Annotated in this window: 16 protein-coding genes and 1 other annotated feature; of the genes, 9 read left to right on the top strand and 7 right to left on the bottom strand. The window is 65.7% G+C overall.

Annotated elements, in window-relative coordinates:
- Positions 1–8: 8 nt before the first annotated feature.
- The 5 genes from PW843_27730 (at position 9) to PW843_27710 (ending at position 9,757) form a co-directional block, all read left to right on the top strand.
- Positions 9–977: a hypothetical protein gene (locus PW843_27730; protein ID MDE1150356.1), complete on the top strand. Its 969-nt coding sequence runs from the start codon at positions 9–11 to the stop codon at positions 975–977.
- 23 nt (positions 978–1,000) lie between these two features.
- Positions 1,001–2,980 carry a DUF4157 domain-containing protein gene (locus PW843_27725; GenBank protein MDE1150355.1) on the top strand — a complete coding sequence of 660 codons (1,980 nt, stop codon included), beginning with the start codon at positions 1,001–1,003 and terminating at the stop codon, positions 2,978–2,980.
- A gap of 10 nt (positions 2,981–2,990) precedes the next feature.
- Positions 2,991–6,944, top strand: coding sequence for a contractile injection system tape measure protein (locus PW843_27720; protein MDE1150354.1), 3,954 nt, complete (start codon positions 2,991–2,993; stop codon positions 6,942–6,944).
- A 5-nt stretch (positions 6,945–6,949) separates the two neighbouring features.
- Positions 6,950–8,380, top strand: coding sequence for an ATP-binding protein (locus PW843_27715; GenBank protein MDE1150353.1), 1,431 nt, complete (start codon positions 6,950–6,952; stop codon positions 8,378–8,380).
- A 148-nt stretch (positions 8,381–8,528) separates the two neighbouring features.
- Positions 8,529–9,757 (top strand): IS3 family transposase gene (locus PW843_27710; GenBank protein MDE1150352.1). Its coding sequence is split into 2 segments (ribosomal slippage): positions 8,529–8,817 and positions 8,817–9,757, totalling 1,230 coding nucleotides; the frame shifts between segments, so codons are not numbered across the junction.
- Positions 8,810–8,926 (top strand) — a sequence feature (AL1L pseudoknot). Its footprint overlaps the gene before it by 117 nt.
- Positions 9,758–9,793: 36 nt before the next feature.
- Here the strand turns inward: PW843_27710 and PW843_27705 are convergent.
- The 6 genes from PW843_27705 to PW843_27680 all read right to left on the bottom strand — a co-directional run bounded on the left by PW843_27705 (position 9,794) and on the right by PW843_27680 (position 15,532).
- Positions 9,794–10,333 carry an RHS repeat-associated core domain-containing protein gene (locus tag PW843_27705; protein ID MDE1150351.1) on the bottom strand — a complete coding sequence of 180 codons (540 nt, stop codon included), beginning with the start codon at positions 10,331–10,333 and terminating at the stop codon, positions 9,794–9,796.
- A gap of 176 nt (positions 10,334–10,509) precedes the next feature.
- Positions 10,510–10,803, bottom strand: a complete 294-nt coding sequence (locus PW843_27700) for a hypothetical protein (protein ID MDE1150350.1) — start codon at positions 10,801–10,803, stop codon at positions 10,510–10,512.
- Positions 10,804–10,815: 12 nt separating this feature from the next.
- Positions 10,816–12,063, bottom strand: a complete 1,248-nt coding sequence (locus PW843_27695; GenBank protein ID MDE1150349.1) for a polymorphic toxin type 50 domain-containing protein — start codon at positions 12,061–12,063, stop codon at positions 10,816–10,818.
- Positions 12,064–12,091: 28 nt separating this feature from the next.
- The gene (locus PW843_27690; GenBank protein ID MDE1150348.1) at positions 12,092–12,697 is read right to left on the bottom strand and encodes a hypothetical protein; all 606 of its coding nucleotides are present in this window, start codon (positions 12,695–12,697) and stop codon (positions 12,092–12,094) included.
- A 1,162-nt stretch (positions 12,698–13,859) separates the two neighbouring features.
- On the bottom strand, positions 13,860–14,366 hold the full coding sequence (locus tag PW843_27685; protein ID MDE1150347.1) for an Imm42 family immunity protein: 507 nt from the start codon (positions 14,364–14,366) through the stop codon (positions 13,860–13,862).
- Between the two features lie 2 nt (positions 14,367–14,368).
- Positions 14,369–15,532 (bottom strand): RHS repeat-associated core domain-containing protein, encoded by a 1,164-nt coding sequence (locus tag PW843_27680; protein MDE1150346.1) that lies wholly within the window; start codon positions 15,530–15,532, stop codon positions 14,369–14,371.
- A gap of 609 nt (positions 15,533–16,141) precedes the next feature.
- Here PW843_27680 and PW843_27675 point away from each other — a divergent pair.
- Genes PW843_27675 through PW843_27665 form a run of 3 tightly spaced genes read left to right on the top strand, consistent with a single transcriptional unit; the run spans position 16,142 to position 20,291 of the window.
- The gene (locus PW843_27675) at positions 16,142–16,561 is read left to right on the top strand and encodes a c-type cytochrome (protein MDE1150345.1); all 420 of its coding nucleotides are present in this window, start codon (positions 16,142–16,144) and stop codon (positions 16,559–16,561) included.
- Positions 16,558–17,769 (top strand): DmsE family decaheme c-type cytochrome, encoded by a 1,212-nt coding sequence (locus PW843_27670; protein MDE1150344.1) that lies wholly within the window; start codon positions 16,558–16,560, stop codon positions 17,767–17,769. Before PW843_27675 ends, PW843_27670 begins: the two co-directional genes overlap by 4 nt.
- Positions 17,766–20,291 carry an MtrB/PioB family outer membrane beta-barrel protein gene (locus PW843_27665; protein ID MDE1150343.1) on the top strand — a complete coding sequence of 842 codons (2,526 nt, stop codon included), beginning with the start codon at positions 17,766–17,768 and terminating at the stop codon, positions 20,289–20,291. Before PW843_27670 ends, PW843_27665 begins: the two co-directional genes overlap by 4 nt.
- A 7-nt stretch (positions 20,292–20,298) precedes the next feature.
- On the opposite strand, the gene PW843_27660 is transcribed toward PW843_27665, so the two are convergent.
- The gene (locus PW843_27660; protein MDE1150342.1) at positions 20,299–20,961 is read right to left on the bottom strand and encodes a class I SAM-dependent methyltransferase; all 663 of its coding nucleotides are present in this window, start codon (positions 20,959–20,961) and stop codon (positions 20,299–20,301) included.
- Positions 20,962–21,038: 77 nt separating this feature from the next.
- Here PW843_27660 and PW843_27655 point away from each other — a divergent pair, with 77 nt between their 5' ends.
- Entirely contained in the window at positions 21,039–21,830 is a 792-nt protein-coding gene (locus PW843_27655; GenBank protein MDE1150341.1) for a YdcF family protein, read from the top strand.
- Positions 21,831–21,834 lie beyond the last annotated feature (4 nt).

The raw sequence follows: 21,834 nt of genomic DNA, 5'->3' as shown, positions 1-21,834 counted from the left end.
GCGGACCCATGTTCAAGCATGCCCCCGTACAGCGCGCCCCCCATCCCACGCGGCAAGACGGCGCCCATGCCGGGACGGCCGCCGCCGGGGACGCGCGCACCGCCCAATTGGCGGCGGACCTGAACGCCCGGCCGCAAGCGCAAGCGCTGAACGCGCTATCCAGCCAGCTGTCGGCCCCGCCGGCGCAGGTGCCGGCGCAGCGGAAAGCCGTAATTCAACGGTGGGCATCCCCATCGCTGGAACATGAACAAGACCAGGAGCGGGTGATGGGCCTGCGGGGACACGCCCTGTTCTACGCCCACGAGGACGAAGCGGACGTGGACGAGTACGAGAGCAATGAGGATTTGGCGAATTTCCTGCCGGCGCGCGAGAAGGCGGACCTCCAGCATCTCAGCGCATTGGACCAGTTGAGCCGCCGGAACATGACCGAAACCATCCACCACATCCTATCCCGCGACAAGATCAACAGTTTCTATAATTTACTGTCACCCGACCAGCAGGTGTTCATCGGCGACCTGTTCCGTCGGCAACAGGGGGTTGGCGGCTTTCAAGGGCACGGCGACGGTCCCAATGACCGGCGCGCGGCCTTGTTGAGCCTGCGATCCAACCTGAGCCTGGGGCCCGATGGCGCGAAGCGCGCCGACGACCCTGCCCGCAACGACTTCGGAACCGATTTCGATCCCAATTTCACCGCCACCGGCGAACTGGATGCCAATTCACAAATCTACGCGCAGGTCGATCACCTGATGGGCCAGGCGGTCGGCCAGCGCCAACCGGTCGATGATGGCGTGTTCAACCAGGTGGTCAACCTGTTGCTGGACGCGGAGCAGGGGCTTGCCGCCGCTCAGCGCAATGAAAGCTTCTGGGATAATCGTATCGCCACCGCGGGGGTGGAAGGGAATTGGGAGGTCCGGAACCGTGGCCAGCCGGGCCAAAAGTTCTGGAAGCGTGACAGCAACCGGAATTTCCCGCGCTGACCGGCAACCGCAAGGAGACCGCCATGCACGCCTACGAACAGAAGCGCCGCCCACCCGGTCCGCCGGCGCAGGCGGCGCGCAACGTCGCCGGCCCGGGAAACGGCAAGCTGGCTCAATTGGCGACGGACCTTAACGCCCGCCCCCAGGCGGAAGCGCTGGAAGACCTGTCGCGGCGCCTGTCCCCCCCGGTACAGCGCCAGCCCAACCGCACCGGGCTGCCGGACACCCTGAAGTCCGGCATCGAAAGCCTGTCCGGCATGTCGCTGGACCCCGTGCGCGTGCGCTATAATTCCGCCGAGCCGGCGCGTTTCCAGGCCCACGCCGTGGCCCAGGGCCACGACATCCACCTGGCCCCGGGCCAGGAGCGCCACCTGCCGCATGAGGCCTGGCACGTCGTGCAGCAGATGCAGGGCCGCGTCCCCGCCACCCTGCAAATGAACGGCACGTCCGTGAACGACGACCCGGGCCTGGAGGCCGAGGCGGACCGCATGGGCGCCCAGGCCCTGCAGATGAAACGGCAGGAAGGCGACGACGATAATGAGACGCTGCTGCGCGCCGGCCTGCTGGGCAGCACATCCCTGACGCCGGTTCAGCGGGCGCTCTGGGACTACTTGCCCAGCTGGCAAACGGCGAAGTCGCTTGCGGTCGGGGGCGCCGTCGGCACCGGCCTGTTCCTGGGCGGCCTGGCGGCGGCGCCGGCCGCGCTGGGCTTGGGCTTGTTGAGCGCGGCGGCGACACGCGTGGCGGGCGTGGGTGCGGGGCTTGGCGCCGGTGCCCTGGGCCTTGCCGGTGGTGCCGCCGGAATGGCGTTGGGCGGCCCCGTGGGCGCGGCCGTCCTGGGCGGCGTCGGCTCGGCATTCGGCGGCACGCTGGGCGCCGACGCGCAATCCAAGTTGACCCCGCATCCCAAGCAGCCGGGTCTGCGCACAGCACCAAAAACCGAAGAAGTCATCTGGCAACGGGCCCTGGAGAAGGCCGAGAAAATCCATCCCGTGCCGAATTTGGCCCAAATTGTCGCGCAAATAGATGATCCAGCGTTGCGAAATAATATGAATAGGTATGTGGGCAGCGCCCACGTGTCACATCAAGACATGAAAGACATAATCGAACACGATTACTCGACACGAGGGAGATATCCGCAAGTAAATAGTCCTGCCACGGCCCCGGCGAACATCACCGCTGTCCGGAATGCCGTCAACGCCGACCCCTTCATCCAAGACATTCTAAACGGGACACAACTTGCCCCGCCCACGGGGTATCCCCAGGCCATGGCCTTGAATGCGGGCCCAACCCGACATCCACCGGCCGCCGCGGCCGCGCGAAACAAATTCAACGCGCTTGTCAGCCGCCCGGCCGCCCTGCCGCCCATTGATGTGCGGAAAGGCAAGATATCGGACCCGATCTCCTATATGTCCGACACCGGCCGCCTGAGCATCGGCTGGGGATCATCAACCGACACCCTAGTCCATGAAATGGGCCATCACCTTGAAAACAATCTGGAACCAACCGAGTTCGGTTCCATGCACAGCTTCCTGCTGGCGCGCAGCAGCTCAAACACCTATCGCAAAGTCGGGTACAATCATCTCAGCAACAGCGTGCCTACGGCAGAAGGCTACGATGCCGACGTGCCGGTTCCCGACGTCGGCCTGGGACTGCGTCGCCATGCGCCCTTGACCAGCCTGGGGGCTGATTTCCTGGGGATGCAGCTCAGGATTCCTGGCGCCGAACAGGGCGTGGACAAATTTGTGCAGCACCATGCCCACACGCAGGAGTCCAGCTACGCGACACAGGTTTATGACGGCGGCGACCATCGGACGGAATTCCTGGCCACCACCATTCATCTGATGGCCGCCCCCGCCAGCGCCCGTGCCCTGATAAATGCCGATCCCTTGCGGGTGGCCCTGTTCCTATCCCTGGCCCAGCCCCAGGCCTATGGGCGGGTTCACCAGACACTGCAGTTGCAAGGCCTGGATCTCGACCAATTGATTCACAAGCTGAACTAGGCGCCCGCGCATGCCCGCCCAACGCCACCACCTGCGCCGACTGAGCGTGGAGGCCGACCTGACGGACGCGGGTCTGGCCGTGGCCCTGCGCAGCCGGGTGGAGGATTTGGCGCGGGACCGCGTGCCGGCGCTGTTGCAGCGCGTCTTCGACGCCGTGGTGCCGGCCGAGGCCCATGTCCACCTGGACCGCCTGGACCTGGACCTGGGCGTGCTGCCGGCGGCGGGGCTGGAGGAGGCCATGCTGCAAACGCTGGAGACGGCGTTGATGGAGGCGCTGACGGAAGCGGTGGCGAGGGCCCGCCATGCCCCCGACGACGACGCCCGCAGCCTGACAGCGGAGCAGACGCGGCTGGAAGCGCTGGACCGCTACCTCGCGCGCGGCACCCTGCCGTTCTGGGCGCAGGGTGAGGATTACGCCCCCGCCCCCCTGCTGCGCCGGGTGGCGGCGGAACAGCCGGCGGCCCTGGCCGCCCTGCTGCTGCGCCGGGGACGGGAACGGCGGGTGCTGGAACGCCTGGTCCTGCAAGCGGGGGAGGATGGGCTGCGCGACGTGCTGCGCCTGATGACCCCGGACGCGGCGGCGACCATCCTGGCCTATCTGGCCGACCTGGCCGTACTGCACCGGGAGGAACCCGTGGCGGCGCTGGCGGAATCGGCGTTGCGGCGCCTGCTGTGGCTGCTGACCCTGGACTATCTGGTGCGGGAAGCCGGATCGCAATTCAACCGCCGCAGCTATCTGGCCGATCTGCTGGCCGGCGTGGTGGAGCGCGAGGGCATACCCCTGTCCCGGCTGATGGACCTGCTGCGCCGGGGGCTGGAACGGCGGCGGCGCCACGGGCCGCTGGGGTCATCCCTGCCCGCGGTGCTGGAGGAGTTGCTGGCCGGGCGGGCGGCGGACGCCCCACCCCACGACGCGGCCCCACCGCCCGAACCGGACATCTTCACCGCCGTGGCGGCGGCGGCCGAAACCGGGCGACTGGATGACCTTCTTCTTCCCCTGCGCCGCCGCGCCGGCGACCGGCCGGCGCTGGAGGCGCTGCTGCGCCGGTTGTCGGCCATGGGCTTCGGCCGGCTGGTGGCGGCGCAGGAACCGGCACATGCCGATCTGATCCTGGCCTATCTGGCGGACCTGGCCGCCGCCCATCACGACGCGCCGCTGGTGGCCCTGTCCGACGCCGGCCTGGATCGGCTGTTGCGCCTGCTCACGCTGCTGGCCCTGTGGCGCGATCCAGGGTCGCAGTTCAACCGCCGTGATTTCATGCGCCGCCTGCTGCAGGGCATGGCCGCCGCCGACAGCGTTCCCTATGAGGCGCTGCTGGACCTGCTGTCACGGGCGGCGGCGCGAACCGCGCGGCACCGGCCGCTGTCCGCATCATTCCCCGCGGTGATGGTGGAACTGGCGGGGGAACGGGCGGTGACCACCGCCGCCCAGCCCCCCGCGCCAGCAGCCATGGCGGGCACGGCCCCCCTGGCCCGGCTGGAGGCGGCGCTGCGCACCGGCGAGGGCCTGTCGGAATTGGGAACGCTGGTCAACGACCTGGCCGCCACCACCCCCGGTTCCCTGGCCGACCTGGTACGGCGACTGGCATCTCAGCGGTCCGCACTGCATCGGCTGGCGGGATTGGCGCCGGACGCCCTGGGCCGCCTGCTTGGCCTGCTGGACGCCGAACACGCCGAACTGGTGCTGTCCTACCTGGACGGCCTGCAAGCGTTGCACCGGGCCGACGCCCTGCTGCCCGTGGACGAGGCGGCGTTCCGTCGCCTGACCTGGGCGCTGGCCCTGACCTATGTGGCCCGCGAACCGGGCAGCCAGTTCAACCGGCGCAGCCTGTTGCGCAGCCTGATCCACGGCATCGCCGCCCATGACGGGTTGGACCAGGCGCTGTTGCTGACGGCCCTGCGCCGTGGCCTGGACCGGCTGGCGCACCACCGGGCGCCGGCCGGGTCACTGCCCGCCGTGCTGGGCGAACTGCTGGCCGAGACCGGCGACGGTCCGTTGCCGGCCGATCCCCTGCCCCTGGTCGACCGTTTCCTGCGGACCGGCCAGTTGCCGGGCGTCGACCTGCGGGTGCTGGCCGCACACGACCCCACCGGGCTGGCGACCCTGCTGCGGCGCCTGGCGCGGGCGGAACCGGCCGCCTGGACCGTGCGTCTGGAGCGCCTGTTAAACTACCTGTTGCCCATCGAGGTCGCCCGCCTGCTGGCGCCCGACCATGCGGAAACCATGCAGCGTTGGCTGGACCGGGAGGACGGCGGTGACGCGGCGGCCTGGCAACAGGCGCTGGCCCCCCTGCTGCGGGGGGAGGCGCCGCTGACGCCGGTGGACGGCACCGACCCCACCAGCCGGTTCGACCGTGCGGCGTTGCTGCGCCATTGGCTGGATCATGGGACCTTCCCCTGGTGGGTCCCGCCCGGGCTGGAACCCTCGGCGGTGCTGGATGCGGCGCTGCCCGGATTGGCCGACGGCCCGATGGCGGCGCTGCACGCGCTGTTCCTGGTTCCCGACGCCGGGCAGCGCCTGGCCCGACTGGCCCGCGCCGTGGGCTGGCTGGGGGCGGAGCGGGGTGACGCCCTGCTGGCGCGGCTGGCGCCCTGGGCGCGTGATCCCACCGGGCCCCTGGCCCTTCTGTTGCGTGATCGGGCACCGGAGGGGCGGCGCGATATCCTGTTGCGCGCCGCCGCCGCCGGCCTGGCGGGCGCGCCGTTGAACCTGATGGACGTGTCATCGGCCGGCGCCATGCCGCTGGCCCCGGACGCCGCCCCGCCCCCCCGCGAGCCGCCCCCGGACCGGACCGGGGTGGACAAGGCGCAGGCCCTGGACTGGCTGACGGGGGATGGGGCTGACGCGCATCCGGCCCTTCCCCATCTGGCGCGCCTGATCGCCAGCATGGCGGACGCGGGCGATGCGGACCTGCGCCACGCCCTGATGGCCGGCCTGGCACATCCCGCCACGCGGCGACGCTGGGCCGCCTTCCTGCCGGACGAGATCCTGGGCCGGCTGCTGGAGATCCTGGCCGGCCCCCTGGCCACCTTCCTGCGGCAGGCGGCCGGCGTGCTGACCGCCGCCCACCGCCATTTTCCGACGGCGAGCACCCCGCCGGGGGCCCTGTCGGGGATCACGGCCGGCGGCCCGCCCTGGGCGATGTTGCTGGACATCCTGGCGGCCCGCCCGGCGGAAGACCGGACCGAGCGGTCACTGGCCAACGATTTGGTCCAGCGCCTGGCCGGCGCGGATCCGGCGGCCCAGGCCCCCCTGCTGGCACAGGCGCTGTTCCTGGCGCGTAATGCCGGCCTGGCCGGGCTTTATGCCGTGCTTCAGCCGCCGCAGGTCACCCGGGATCACAGGGCCGCCGCCCCATCCGGACCTTCGCCGTCGCGCCAAACACCCGCCGAACCCAACCGGGGCAAGACCCGGTTCGGCCCGGATGAGGAGGAAACGATGCCCACAGGTGAGTCCCTGTATGCCGGGAATGCCGGCCTGGTCCTGGTCGCCCCCTTCCTGCCCCACTTCTTCAAAGGCCTGGACGTGTTGAGCGACGGGCCGGACGGCAAGCCGCGCATCCAGGGGCTGGAGGCGGCGTCGCGGGCCGTGCACCTGCTTCAGCACCTGGTCGATGAACGCTGCGACCGCCCTGAACCCGACCTGGTGCTCAACAAGCTGTTGTGCGGCCTGGCGCCCTCCACGCCGGTGGCACCGTCCATCGCGCCCTCCGAGGCGGAGCTGGCGCTGTGCGCCCAGTTGACCCAGGCGATCATCGGCAACTGGCCCGCCATCCGCAGCACCTCACCCGCCGGCCTGCGGGAAACGTTCCTGCAGCGCCAGGGACGCCTGAACCAGACGGAGGCCGGTTGGGCGCTGACGGTGCAGCGCAAGACGGTGGACGTGCTGGTCGACCAGGTCCCCTGGAGCTTCAGCGTGGCGTTCCAGCGGTGGATGCCGGCACCCATCCACGTGACATGGTGAATCGGATGAGCGAGAGCGCGCGCCACCCCAATCCCATTGGCCCCAATCCTGCCGGCACAGGCCCGGCCGGCCCGGATGCCGCCGCGATCCATGCCGCCAACGGCCGCGTGCTGGATTTGGAGATCGCGTGGTTCCAGCGGGTGCTGGAGCACCGCTTCGCCGCACACGCGCCCCGCGACGGCGCGCCGCCACCGGCGGGCGGCCTGCCGCCGCCACCCCGCCTACCCAAGGGCGACGCCCCCTACGCCCGGCTGGTGCGCGACCTTCGCCTGGACGCGGCGGAGCGGCTGGTCCTGATCCTGGCCCTCATCCCCCATCTGGCGCCGGAACTGCTTGACCCCTTCCTCATCCAGAACCAGGCCATAGGCCGGCGCTTCAGCGAGTTCGGCGGCCACATCGGCCAAGCGCACGCGGGCTTCCTGCCCACGGCGGAGACGGCGCTGTTTCTGCTGGCCGGGGGCGACCGGGCCCGGCGCCTGGCCCACCGCCCCCTGTTCGCGGCCGAGCATCGCCTGACCGTCCAGGGCATCCTGGCGCCGGACCATCGCGGCGGTGAGGAGCCGCCACCGTCGGCCCTGCTGCGACTGTCACCGGAATATCTGGAACGGCTGTTGAGCGGGGGGGACTACCAGCCGCCGCCCGGTCCCGAGTTTCCGGCCCAGCGCATCACCACCGCGCTGGACTGGGACGACCTGGTGCTGGACACACCCACCCGCGCCCAGGTGGAGATGATCCGCCGCTGGATCCGCCACGCCGACACGCTGATGAACGGCTGGGGCCTGGCCAAGCGTCTGAAGCCCGGTTACCGCAGCCTGTTCTATGGGCCGCCGGGAACGGGCAAGACGCTGACCGCCAGCCTGCTGGGCAAGGCGCATGGCCTGGCGGTCTATCGGGTGGACCTGTCGCGCGTCGTGTCGAAATGGATCGGTGAGACGGAAAAGAACCTGGGCAACCTGTTCGACCAGGCCCAGCACCGCAATTGGATCCTGTTCTTCGACGAGGCCGACGCCCTGTTCGGGAAACGCACGGAAACGCGCAGCGCCAACGACCGCTCCGCCAACCAGCAGATCGCCTATCTGCTGCAACGGCTGGAGGATTTCCCGGGCGTGGTCATCCTGGCCACCAACCAGCGCGCCCATATGGATGAGGCATTCACCCGGCGCTTCCAATCCTCCATCCTGTTTCCCATGCCGGATACGGACGCGCGCCTGCGACTGTGGCGGGACAATTTCCAGGACCAGCCGTTCGACCTGGCCGCGGACGTGGATTTGGAGCGCCTGGCGACGGATCACGAACTGGCCGGCGGCAGCATCCTGAACGTGCTGCGCTACGCCTGCCTGCTGGCAGTGGAGCGGAAACCGGCCACCATCACCGCCAACGACCTGATGCAGGCAATTCGCCAGGAATTGAACAAGGAGGGGCGCTACTTGCGTTAGAGCGGAACGCGATCAGGTGGAATCACCTGATCGCGTTCCGCTCTATCATGAACAGCTTAAGAGCAAGATGCCCCAAGCACCATCCGATGCCAGGGTGAACCGCGCCGGGATTGTCGGAGGCTTTCACTCCTGAGAGACTGAAGCCACGATGAGCAAGACGACGAACAAGTTTTCCCCCGAAGTTCGGTCCCGCGCTGTGCGGCTGGTGCTGGATCATGAGAAGGATCATCCGTCCCGTTGGGCGGCGGTGATGTCGATCGCGGCGAAGATCGGCTGTTCGGGCCAGACGCTGAACGAATGGGTGAAGAAAGCCGAGGTTGAAGCAGGCACGCGGGCCGGTGTGCCCAGCGACGTTGCGGAACGGCTGAGGGCGCTGGAACGGGAGAACCGGGAACTGCGCCAAGCGAATGAGATCCTGCGCAAGGCGAGCGCGTATTTTGCGGCGGCGGAGCTCGACCGCCGGTTCAAGCCATGATCGCCTTCATCGATGAGCATCGGGGTGCGCACGGGGTCGAGCCGATCTGCCAGGTGTTGCCGATCACCCCGTCCACCTATCACCGGCATGCGTCGCGGCGCTCCGACCCGGACCGCCTGCCGGCGCGGGCCAAGCGGGACACGCGGTTGAAGGTCGCGATACGGCGGGTGTTCGACGAGAACTTCGCCGTCTACGGCGTGCGCAAGGTCTGGCATCAGCTCAAGCGGGAGGGCCACGCCGTCGCGCGCTGCACGGTCGCCCGACTGATGCGGGACCTGGGCCTGCGAGGTGTGATCCGGGGCAAGCCAGTGAAGACGACGGTGAGCGACAAGGCGGCGCCCTGTCCGCTGGACCATGTCAATCGGCAGTTCTATGCGCCCCGGCCGAACATGCTGTGGCTGTCGGACTTCACCTACGTCGCCACCTGGCAGGGCTTCGTCTACGTGGCCTTCGTCATCGACGCCTACGCCCGGCGCATCGTCGGCTGGCGGGTGTCGCGGACAGCCCATGCCGCCTTCGTGCTCGACGCCCTGGAGCAGGCCCTGCATGAAAGGCGACCGGCCAAGCACGGCGGCCTGGTTCACCATTCGGACAGGGGCGTTCAATACGTCAGCATCAAATACACCGAGCGCCTGGCCGACGCCGGGATCGAGCCCTCGGTCGGCAGTGTCGGGGATAGCTACGACAACGCCCTGGCGGAAACCATCAACGGTCTCTACAAGGCCGAGGTGATCCACCGGCGTGGACCATGGCGATCCTTCGAGGCCGTCGAATACGCCACCCTGGAATGGGTCGATTGGTTCAACCACCGGCGGATCCTGGGCCCCATCGGCAACATCCCGCCCGCCGAAGCTGAGGCTCGCTTCCACGCCATGACGGACACCCCGGCGATGGCCGCCTGACTCAAACCAAAACGCCTCCGACAATCCCGGCGCGGTTCAACTGGCCAAATTCATTTCCTCGGTGGCGCCAACTTTCCCACCACCAAATGCCCCCTTTACCGCATCGACCGCCCGCCCAAACGCCGCTTCAGCATCAGCAGCAATCTGCCCTACGGCCCACCCTATCTCAGATCCAGGCCCATGTTCGGCTATAGCCTGAGCAGCTCCAGGGGCCATCCGCATTTCGCCCATTCCCGCAGCACCTACGGCACCGGCCTCTTCCTCACCAACAGCAGCCGCAGCAGCAGCTCGTTCTTCCGCCAACGCAGCCTCGGAAGCTTCAGCAGCGCCCATGCCCGCAGCGGCACAGCAACCCGCAAGCCCCGTCGGATCAGTCAACCCAAGCGGATTGTTCCCCACGTAGGCATACCTGTTCAGCCCATCCTTGATGCCGCTGGGGTCCATCTGCAACCAGCGCCCAATCCCCGGCACGTAGCTGCGGTTCGGCGTGACGTACAGCCCGATCTCGTCATACCGCATGCCGGCGTAGCGATACGGCGATCCCGTCTGCCCATCCTGTGCACTCTGGCCAATCACAACACCCTGACGCGAGGTGTCGTACCGAGCCTCCTTTTTCCCGGTGGTTCCAACGGCTTACCGGGCGCGTTCGCCCGATGGGAGGCAGTTTAGCCCGGCGAGCCCCCTGACGCACGTTTTCCAGCACAGAGAACCCGCACCATCAGTCGCGTCCGTCTTCTTTTAATAGATCTGATTTACTCAGCGCGCTGATATATCCAACCTTCCTCAATTACATTTTCCTTGGGAAGCGCGTCCGAAGAAATTTCTAAGCGTTCTATGAAATCATCTACGACAGGAAAGTCAGCTATAATTTCCGTTATGGCTTCAGATATGTCATCGCGCGCTCTGTCACTGATATGACTATCTAAAATTGAACATAATTCCAATCTTTTATCGATTACCTTTACTTTTATCATTCGAATCTCAGGATGAATTCGACCAAGGAAGGCTCTCTGCGCGGACAACATTAAGCTCACATCAACGGGCATCTTTACCTCCACCTAGTACGGATTTGGCCGTGCGGGCACTATATGAACATCATCCTTTCCGTAGTGGATAATCCCAATATCCGTCGGATTTCGATCCCCAGTAACAGGATCAACATGAGTCCCAATGTTTTCCCCAAAATCCACGCGCTCTTTTGAACCTGCATCGCCTACCGGCGTGCTGCCCACTTGCTGCCCAGTTCCTGCGCCTTTATCGACGAGTTCTTGGGGGTCTGGGTGCGTCAATTCACTCTTACCAGGCTGGAAGTTTCTGTGGCCAGGTTGATGCTTACCTTGCTTATTTGGATTAACCTGCGGCCCCTCCCCTTCTTTATCAGAGAACGCCTTGTTGAGCATTAGCGCACCAGCAATGCCACCAGCGATGATACGATCTGGAACGCTTTGAGCAAAGTTCCCCAGATTAGCAAGTCCTTGGGTGATGTTCCCCGCCAGCACATTTCCAGCTTGTATGCCCTGAGGCGAGCCAGGTGCTAACTCAGGCGGCAGGTACACCGGCAACGGCCCTTCGGGCACCCACACCCCCATGGCCTGCAAGCCCAGCGGATCGTACTGGCTCAGCGGGTCATTGCCTACATAGGCGTACCGGTTGAGCCCGTCCTTGATGCCGCTGGGGTCCATCTGCAACCAGCGCCCGATGCCGGGGACGTAGGTGCGGTTGGGCGTCACATACAGCCCGATCTCATCATACCGCATGCCCGCATACCGGTACGGCGATCCGGTCTGCCCGTCCTGGGCACTCTGGCCAAAGTCGTTGTACGCGTAATAGGCGCTGATGGACTGGCCCGACGCGTTCAGCACCGTCACCACGCTGCCCTGGCGGTCGTGCACCGCCAGCGAGCGGGCCCCGCTGCTGTCCACCCATCCCATGACGTCCCCGCCGCCGGGGCCGCCCGTGGCCGTCGAGCGCACGTACCGCCGCACAAGATTGCCGTTGACGTCGTAGTCGCCCCACTCCACCCCCAGCGCCTCGAACGTCAGCGTCGTCACGCCGTTCAGCTGCTTCCACGCCCGCCCGCCCTCGGGGTAGTACCCCATGCTCTGCACCGTGCCGCCCTGCGCGTACCGCGTCAGCATGTTGCGGCTGTCGTAGCTCATGGCGATCAAAGCGCCCGCCGTGGTCACGTTCCCCCGGCCATCGTACCCATAGGCGTTGCCGTTAACCGAACTGTACCCGTTCAGCGCGTTGGCCGTGCCATAGCTCTGCGTCGCACCCACCGTCGACAGGAAACCGTCGTTGTCCACCGTGGTGGACGTCAGCTGCCCCGCCCCATCATAGGCGTAGGCATAGTTGATCGCCCCGCCGTTCCAACCGGCGCCCAGGAACGTCAGGTGACATGGCCGCGTCATAGCCGTACGTGTTCGTCATCACCGCAGCGGTCGAACTCGGGCCTCGCCACGTCCCCGTCTTCCGGCTCAGCGGGTCATATCCATACCCAACCCAGGTGTAGCCCCCGTCCTTGACCGCCGAAACCCGCGCAAGGCCGTCATAACTCCACGTCACCGTCGAACCGTCGGGCCACGTCGCCGACGTCCGGTTCCCAGCCGCGTCGTAGCCGAAGTTCATGCTCAGGCTGACCGGCCCGCCACCAGGACGCGGCACCTGCGTCGTCGCCGTCACCAGGTGGTTCGACCCGTCATACCCCAGCGTCCGCCCGGACGACCCGTCCGACGTCGCCTGCCGCCGCAGACGCCCGATCAGGTCATACCCCAGCGTCACCACCGGCAGGTTCGGCCGCGACACCGTCACCAGGCGGTTGGCCGCGTCGTAGCTCATCGTCGCCGTCGTGCCGTCCCGCTGCACCGTACTGGTCTGGTTGTCGTTGGCATCGTAGCCATAGCCGTCCGACGCCCCGTCCGGATAGCGCAGCGACGCCACACGCCCGAAGCCGTCATGCCCGCATACCGATACGGCGATCCGGCCTGCGCATTCTGCGCCAATAACTCAGAAGAACTCAGCTTTTAATACCGAAAGTAAATATTCTAGAGCCTCTGATTCCGAGAGAAATTGCCTAATACCTGTTTCAATTCCGCGCTCACTATAAAAAACACACCAGAATGAACCTTTCTTCTCCAGAATATAACACTCATTCCGGACATTTTGTAAATCGAAAGAATCTACATCTATTCCCAACGCATTGATGGAATTCATAAAATCATCTCGAGTCAATCCCCCATCCTCCTCAAATATCCATTAGAAATGGCATCCCGCACAGACATTGGAAGCTCATACTGCGTGCCTTGCCCAGGCTGACCAAACCATGGGGCAGATTTTCCAGATTGAACCAAAAGCGATTTTGTTACCTCATATACATTATAGGGCTTCGATGTAGTACCAGGTTCAAGAGCACGCATTATATTAGGCGTACCTTCGGGAGCAACAAATGTTCCCCCTTCATACCCATACCTATCAACACGGGCACCAACTCGTAAATATTCAGCCGCAGGCGCGTCCTGGAAACCTCTATTAGGAGGCCAATATGTCTGGATCGCGCCTCCAGTGGTACTCTCAGCCTTCGAAACCCCACCAAACGCCGCTTCAGCATCAGCAGCAATCTGCCCTACGGCCCACCCTATCTCAGATCCAGGCCCATGTTCGGCTATAGCCTGAGAAGCTCCAGGGGCCAGACTCGTTCGGCCCATTCCTACAGCACCTATAGCACCAGCTCCCCCCTCACCAACGGCTGCCGCAGCGGCCGCTCGCTCCTCCGCCAATGCAGCCTCGGAGGCTTCAGCAGCCCCCCCCCCAACACGGCAACAGCCTGCCAGGCCCGATGGGTCAACCAGCCCTAAGGGATCGTTGCCTACATAAGCATAGCGGTTGAGCCCGTCCTTGATCCCCGCCGGATCCATCTGCAACCAGCGCCCAATGCCGGGCGCATAGGTGCGGTTGGGGGTGACGTAGAGCCCGATCTCATCATACCGCATGCCGGCGTAGCGGTAGGGCGAGCCCGTCTACCCGTCCTGAGCACTCTGGCCAGAGGGGGCGACTGTCAGGGGATAACAGCCTCTTTACCCCCGCCGCCGCCAATAACTTGCAGCTAGAATTCAACGCCAATATTTGCTTCATACTCTTTATTGATTCTTTCATAAACCTCACGAACTACCAAGTCGAATTCCCCAACTCTAATAGAGTTTACAATAAAATTTGGATATGTCGTCATTTTATAAGCGATCAAGGAACAATCCCCGCAATCGATAAGGTAAATCCTCCATAAATCAAAAACATCTACCGGAACCCTTACATCAAAACGAGCGGGCATATCTAGATCGATATCGATCGTACTCTCCCCCCACAACACCTGGTCTATTTTTTCAAAAATATTATTGATAGGTTCTCTACAAAAAGAACTACCAGCTCTATTTCCACGGTCGCGAACTATCGGCGCCATTTGGAATAAGAAATCCCTCAACGATGTACCAAGATCGAAATTACCCACAGCATTTCCGAATATCCAATAACATACCTTCCCAAAAAGCCATTCTCCGCCAAAATTAATATCATACTCATACTCAATCGCGAATGATTCCTTGTTCCCAACAATCATCTCTACCTACCAATTTGTTTAAGGATCGAATTAGGAACCTCTGCTTCCGGCAATATTCCACTAAAATGCACCCCTCCAGCATTGTCTGAGAAATACCGATAATAACCTTTTTCACCCTGACTATACCAGGTCCCCATCCCTCCGCGAACAGAACCTGCATATACCTGCGCAGCATCAAATGGCTCAGGTGACTTTCTCGGATTAAACAAATCACCCCTACTAGCATCGTGAGCCGGATTTGCCCTGTACTCAGGCTTAATCCGCAGGTCAACAGAGTCTGGATGATAATCATCACCTTTCAGAGCCGGACTTCCGCCACTTGCTCCCCTAAATACTCCTTTTACTGCGTCGATTCCGCGGTGAATCGCGCCATCAATCTCCTCAAGAGCCTGTTCTGCAGCCCATCCCATCTCAGATCCGGGCCCATGCTCGGCTATAGCCCTGAGCGCTCCTGGGGCCATCCGCATTTGGCCCATTCCCGCAGCACCTACGGCACCGGCCTCTTCCTCACCAACAGCAGCCGCAGCAGCAGCTCGTTCTTCCGCCAACGCAGCCTCGGAAGCTTCAGCAGCGCCCATGCCCGCAGCGGCACAGCAACCCGCAAGCCCCGTCGGATCAGTCAACCCAAGCGAATTGTTCCCCACATACGCATAGCGGTTCAGCCCGTCCTTGATCCCGATGGGATCCATCTGCAACCACCTGCCGATCCCCGGCACGTAGGTCCGGTTGGGCGTGACGTACAGCCCGATCTCGTCATACCGCATGCCGGCGTACCGATACGGCGATCCCGTCTGCCCGTCCTGTGCACTCTGGCCAAAGTCGTTGTACGCGTAATAGGCGCTGATGGACTGGCCCGACGCGTTCAGCACCGTCACCACGCTGCCCTGGCGGTCGTGCACCGCCAGCGAGCGGGCCCCGCTGCTGTCCACCCATCCCATGACGTCCCCGCCGCCGGGGCCGCCCGTGGCCGTCGAGCGCACGTACCGCCGCACAAGATTGCCGTTGACGTCGTAGTCGCCCCACTCCACCCCCAGCGCCTCGAACGTCAGCGTCGTCACGCCGTTCAGCTGCTTCCACGCCCGCCCGCCCTCGGGGTAGTACCCCATGCTCTGCACCGTGCCGCCCTGCGCGTACCGCGTCAGCATGTTGCGGCTGTCGTAGCTCATGGCGATCAAAGCGCCCGCCGTGGTCACGTTCCCCGGCCATCGTACCCATAGGCGTTGCCGTTAACCGAACTGTACCCGTTCAGCGCGTTGGCCGTGCCATAGCTCTGCGTCGCACCCAGCGCCTTAGCTGTTTGCTCGCTATACTTGATTCCACTATCTGCTTTTGCGGGATACGCCAAAAACGGCCTCATTTGTGCAATTATTGGCGGCCCTGACGGAGTAATCACTATATATACTGACACTGGCCTCCAACACGCCGGCTTGGCTCCGCCTTGAAGCGTTTCCCCGCAAGGATCACCGCCCTATGTGCCGGGCAGCGGAACCATCCGCCACTGGGTTGGCGAAGGTGGCCGGGGCCGTCTCGATGCGTAGGCAGCTTTGCGGCAGCGGCCGCCATGGAAGATCGGCGGGCGGTCGGCGCCAGCGCCACATCGGGCCGATCCATCAAGGCCGACTGCCACGGCGGCACCATGCCGTGCCCCCGCCCCCGCACCTTTCACTGCGCCGGGTTTGGAAGCGCGCGCCGCGCCACGCGCTTTTTCAAGGCGTCCGGGGAATATCCGGCCGGCCCCACCCGTCTGAGGGGACAGGGACAAAGGGAGCCGCCGTATGACGCCGAAACGACACCTGTTCTCCGCCGCGCTGATGTTGGCCTTCGCCCTGGGGGGCACAGGGTTCGCGCACGCCGCGGGCGACGCCGCCAACGGCGCCCAGATTTTCAAGAAATGCGCCGCCTGCCATTCGGCGGAGCAGGGCGTGAACAAGGTGGGGCCCAGCCTGTTCGGCGTGGTCGGCCGCCCGGCCGGCAGCATCGCCGGCTATGCCTATTCCCCGGCCGTGCGGCAGGCGGCGGCCAAGGGCCTGGTGTGGAGCGAGGACACCATCGTCGCCTACCTGGCCAACCCGCATAAATACCTGGGCGATTTCGTCGGCGACCCATCGGTTTCCAACAAGATGCCCTTCAGCCTGGCGGATGAGCAGCAGCGCCAGGACGTGGTGGCCTACCTCAAGTCCCTGGCGCCGCAATGATGCGGGCAGGTGCCCTGGCCCTGCTGCTGGCCTGCGGCCTGGCAAGCCTGGCCTGGGCCGAGACGCCGGTGGTGCCGCCCGACCAGGCGGCCCTGCGGGCGGAGATGACGCGCATCCATGCCGGCCATGTGGACGCCGACGCCCTGCGACGCATCGACGGCGACATCGCCGCCATGCCCCCCGGGGCCATGCACATGGATGCCGCGCACATGGACGCCGCGCATGTGGACATGGAGATGGTCGTGGCACCGGCGACGCAAGCCCCCGCCCCGGCCGCCTCCAAATGGACGCGCCTGGCCAGCTACGCGGCGGAACCGCCAAAGGCGGACGCCCCGCCGCCAGCGCCCGCCAAGACCGAGGAAAAGCCCCAGCGCACCTATGTCGGGCGGGAGACGTGCGAGACCTGCCATCAGCAGGAGGCGGCCAACTGGGCGCACACCGTGCACGCCAAGGTCTTTCAGCAGAACCCGCGCACGGAGTTGCAGGCGCAGAATTGCGAGGCCTGCCACGGCCCGGGCTCCGCCCATGTCGAGGACCCGTCGGACCTCACCACCATCATCAGCTTTTCCAAGAAAAGCAAAACCCCGGTGGCGGAGCAGAACGGCCAGTGCCTGACCTGCCATGCCGGCGGCCAGCGCATCTTCTGGCATGACAGCGTGCATGACAGCAACCAGCTGGGCTGCGCCGACTGCCACAACCCCATGACCACCTTCGGCGCGCGCGGCCTGACGGCCCGGGAAAGCATCAATGAGACCTGCTTCCAGTGCCACAAGGCCCAGCACGCGGAATTCGCCCGCCGGTCGCACATGCCCCTGCTGGAAGGCAAGCTCAGTTGCACCGACTGCCACAACCCGCACGGATCGACCACGGCGCCGTTGCTGAAGGCCGACAGCGTGAACGAGGTCTGCTTCACCTGTCATGCCGACAAACGCGGGCCCTTCCTGTTCGAGCATGCGCCGGTGCGGGAAAGCTGCCTGAACTGCCATTCGCCCCATGGATCGAACTTCGAGAACCTGCTGAACGCGCCGCGCCCGGTGCTGTGCCAGCAGTGCCACTCGCAGGACGGCCATCCGGGCGGCCTGCTGACGGCCGGCAACATGGCGCGCGGCCCTATGCCCGACCCGCGGCTGATCGCCACCAGTTGCCAGACCTGCCATGTGAACATCCACGGATCCAACAGTCCCTCCGGCGCGCGGTTCGAACGATGAGACATCGTCCGGCATCCCTCACCCGCCGCCTGATCGTGGCCACCGTCCTGGAAATGGCCGCCGCCCCCATCGCGGTGACGGCGGCCCGCGCCGACAGCGGCACCACCGGCTATGGCGGCCCGGGCAATGTGCTGAACCCCACGGCCCAGGTGATGAACCGGGCGCGGGACGATGACGGCCTGTCCATCATCGACGACGTGACGCGCACGCCCACGGGCCTGATGTATCCCGTGCCCTTCCGCACACCGGAGATGACGCAGAGCAAGAGCGACCCCGACTGGTGGACCCAGGGCTGGTTCGAGGGCGGCATCATGGGCACCTTCGGCCAGGACAGCCGCTCGGCAGCACTGAACGAGTACGGCGACTGGAAAAACGGCGTCACCATCACCAGCCTGGGTTTCCAGGCGGAGAACCGCAAGACCGCGCTGCACATCTCCGCCATCGGGCAGAACGTCGGCCGCAGCGACCAGTATTACCAGGTGGATGTGGGCCGCTACGGCGTCTACGACCTGCAGGCCTATTTCGACAGCATCCCGCACACCTTCTCCACCACCGCCAAGTCGCTGTGGGACGGGGCCGGCACCGGCAACCTGACCCTGCGCGGCGGCCTGACGCCCGGCGGGTCCACCGCCGCCCAGGTCAACGCCGTGGCGGCGGCGGTGGGGCCTAGCACCCTGCGCATCCTGCGGGAAAAGGCCGGCAGTTCCCTGACCTACACGGCGGATGAGCACACCGAGCTGTTCCTGAAAATCTCCGATGAACAGCGCGACGGCACCCAACCCATCAGCGCCACCTTCGGCTATCCCTTCCAGAACGGCGCGACCCAGCTGATCCAGCCCATCCACTACCACACCGTCGATGTCACCGGCGGCGTCCGCTACAAGGAACAGAACTTCCAGGCCAACCTGTCCTATGCCGGGTCCTTCTTCCGCAACGACGTCCTGGAACTGACCTGGCAGAACCCGGGCCTCACCTCCAACACCACGGCCGGCGCCTACGTCCCGCAGACCGGCCGGCTGAGCCTGGCGCCCAACAACGACTATCACACCGTGAAGGGCGACCTGGCGGTGCAGCTCTCGCCCACCTCGCGCTTCACCGCCAGCCTTTCCTACAGCCTGATGCGCCAGGATGACGCGTTGCAGGCCCCCACCACGGGAAGCGGCCTGATCACCAGCGGCGCCAACACCATCAACCTGAACCAATGGAACAGCGCGTCGGCGCTGAGCCAGCCCACGGCCGACGCCGCCATCAACATCCTGAACGCGGTGGCGCAATACCACTACACCGTCAGCCCGGACCTGGGCCTGACGGTGGAGGTGCGCGACCGGGATGAGGCCAACCACACCAACTACGTCGCCTACAACCCACAGACGGGGCAATACGGCTACATCGCCATCGACGGCGGGCTGGCGCCCTTCATCCCATCCTTGAGCGGCATCTACCAGGCCAACACGCCCGGCAGCCTGGTCCAGATCCGCAACATGCCCTTCGCCAACAACGACCTGCAGGTCACGGCCAAGGCGGCCTATCGCCTGGACACCCACTGGAAGCTGGACCTGTCCTTTGAGAACGACACCATCGACCACACGGTGCGGGAGATCACGGACGCCCACGACAACATCGCCCGGGTCCAGGTGGGCACCACCGGCTATGAATGGGGCACCGCGCGCCTGTCCTATGAATTCGCGCGGCGCATCGGCAGCGATTACCAGTCCAACCCCTACACGCCTTATTATTCGTCGGCATTGCCCGGCTACATCCCGGCCACGCCGGCGGGCGATCCCGCCTTCGCCCTGGCGGACCTGCGCAAGTTCGACGTGGCCAACCGCAGCGAACACGCGCTGCGCGGCCAGGCCAACTACATCCTGTCACCCCGTAGCGACCTGCAACTGACCGGCAGCCTGAAGGTGGATGAATACGATGCCGCCTACGGCCTGCAGGCCACCCACGCTTATGACATCACCGCCGCCTACACCTACCAGCTGTCGGCGGCCACGACCTTCACCGGATATGTCACCTACCAGAACCAGGACCGGGGAGTGGCCAACATCAACGCCACCGGATCCGGCACCAGCGGCAGCGCCGGCGGCCCGGGCTATCCCCTGGCCAACGCCTGGACGGAAACGGTGGGGTCGGACAACTACACCGTGGGCCTGAACGCCCACCATAGCTGGGGCGTCATCTCGCTGAACACGGACTACACCTTCACCCGGGCCAGCACGGCCATCGACTACGCCTTCGCCGGCACAGGCGCCTTTTTCAACAGCCTGACGCCGGCACAGGCCGGCAACAGCTTCCCCGCGATCACCTACGACAGCCACGCCCTGCAAACCGACGTGCGCTGGCAGGTGTCGGAGGAACTGTCCTACCGCCTGTACTATCGTTTCAATTATGAGCGGGTGGTGGACTTCCACTACACCGGCCTCACGGCGGGCGTGATCAACAACAACACCTATCTGGGCGTCATTCCGGAGAACTACACGGTCCAGACCATCGGCCTGCTGGTCCAGTATGTTTTCTAGGTCAGTGTCAGCGCTTGACGAAGACGACGTCGGTATAGCGTTCCCCCGCCATCAGGCGGTTGTCCGGCCCGAACACCACATCGGGCGCCAGCCGGTCGGGGGGGATGGTGAGCGCCACGTCGAAGCCGGCGGCCACCCGGGTGTCGCGGAAGCGGAAGTTGGTGGTGACCAGGCACAGCAGGCCGCCAGGCTTCAGGCAGCGCGCGAAATCGGCCACCATGGCCTCGAACGTCGCGAAGTGGAGCACCGGATCGCAGCGCCGGGCGCCGGTGGTGGTCAGGGTGCCGTTGCACAGCACCGCCAGGCAGAAGATGGCGTCAAAGGTGCCGGCCGCCTCCCCCATCGTGCTGTCGCACACGGCGAAGTCCACGCCCGCCAGCCCCAGGGCACGGGCGTCCGCGATGTTGCGCGGGTCGATGTCGATACCCTTCAGCCCAGCCTCAGGAAACAGGCGGCGCAGGCTGGCCACCTCCTGCCCTGCCGAGCAGCCGAAGGACAACAGGCGGCGGTCCGGCCCATCGCCCAGCCGGTCGCGCACGAAGCGGAACAGCCAGGGGTAACGGTCCGGCCGGGTATAGCTGAACGGCTGGAAGCGCCGGGGGGAACGGCGCCACCGCCCCAGGCCGCGCAGCAGGCGCATCGGCGCCCTTGTCACCGTCGGCATGGCCATGGCGCCCCCTCTCTCCACATGGGTTGGAAGCGTAGAAGTATACGGTGTAAATTCAAACACTTGATGCGCGGCGCACCATGATGCCGCCGCTGGAATTCTTCACCGTTTCCAAGATCGGCTGGTATCTGGCAGCGCCCAGCCACGTGCTGGTGTGGACGGCCATCGCCGCCGCCGTGCTGGCGGCCCGGCGTCACCCGGCGGCGGTGGCGCCGGCCACGGCCTGTGCCGTGACGCTGCTGGCGCTGCTAACCCTGCCGGTGGGCAACTGGACCTTGCGCTCCCTTGAGGGGCTGTACCCCCGCCCGGCGGCGGAACCCGCCGCCGTCGACGGCATCCTCATCCTGGGCGAAGGCCTGAATGGCGAAGTGCTGCACGACCGGGGCGTGCCCGGCGTGGGCCCGGACGGCGGCACGTTGCTGGAGGCCGCCGCCCTGGCACGGCGCCATCCGGAGGCGCGCGTGGTCTTCAGCGGCGGATCGGGCGAGTTGGGCGCCCCCGGCATGCCGGAGGCCGGGGTGGCGCGCCACATCCTGGCCGGTCTGGGCCTGGATGACGCTCGCGTCACCTATGAGGTGCTGTCGCGCACCACGCTGGAAAACCTGGTGCTGGCCAAGCGGATGGCCCAACCGGCGCCCGGGCAGACCTGGTTGCTGGTGGCGTCGGCCTATCACATGCCCCGGGCCATGCTGTCAGCCGCCCGCGTCGGCTGGCCGGTTGTCGCGTGGCCGTCGGATTACCTGACCACGGCCCGGGGGCCCGAAACCCACCTGTCCCTGGCCGCCAATCTGGCGCACCTGGACCTGGCGGCGCATGAGGCGCTGGGCCTGCTGGCCTATCGCCTGCCCCCTGCTGGAACGCAGGCGCCCTGATGGC

The sequence above is a fragment of the Azospirillaceae bacterium genome (assembly GCA_028283825.1).
Lineage (GTDB): Bacteria > Pseudomonadota > Alphaproteobacteria > Azospirillales > Azospirillaceae > Nitrospirillum.
This window is presented reverse-complemented; position numbering and strand designations above follow the sequence as displayed.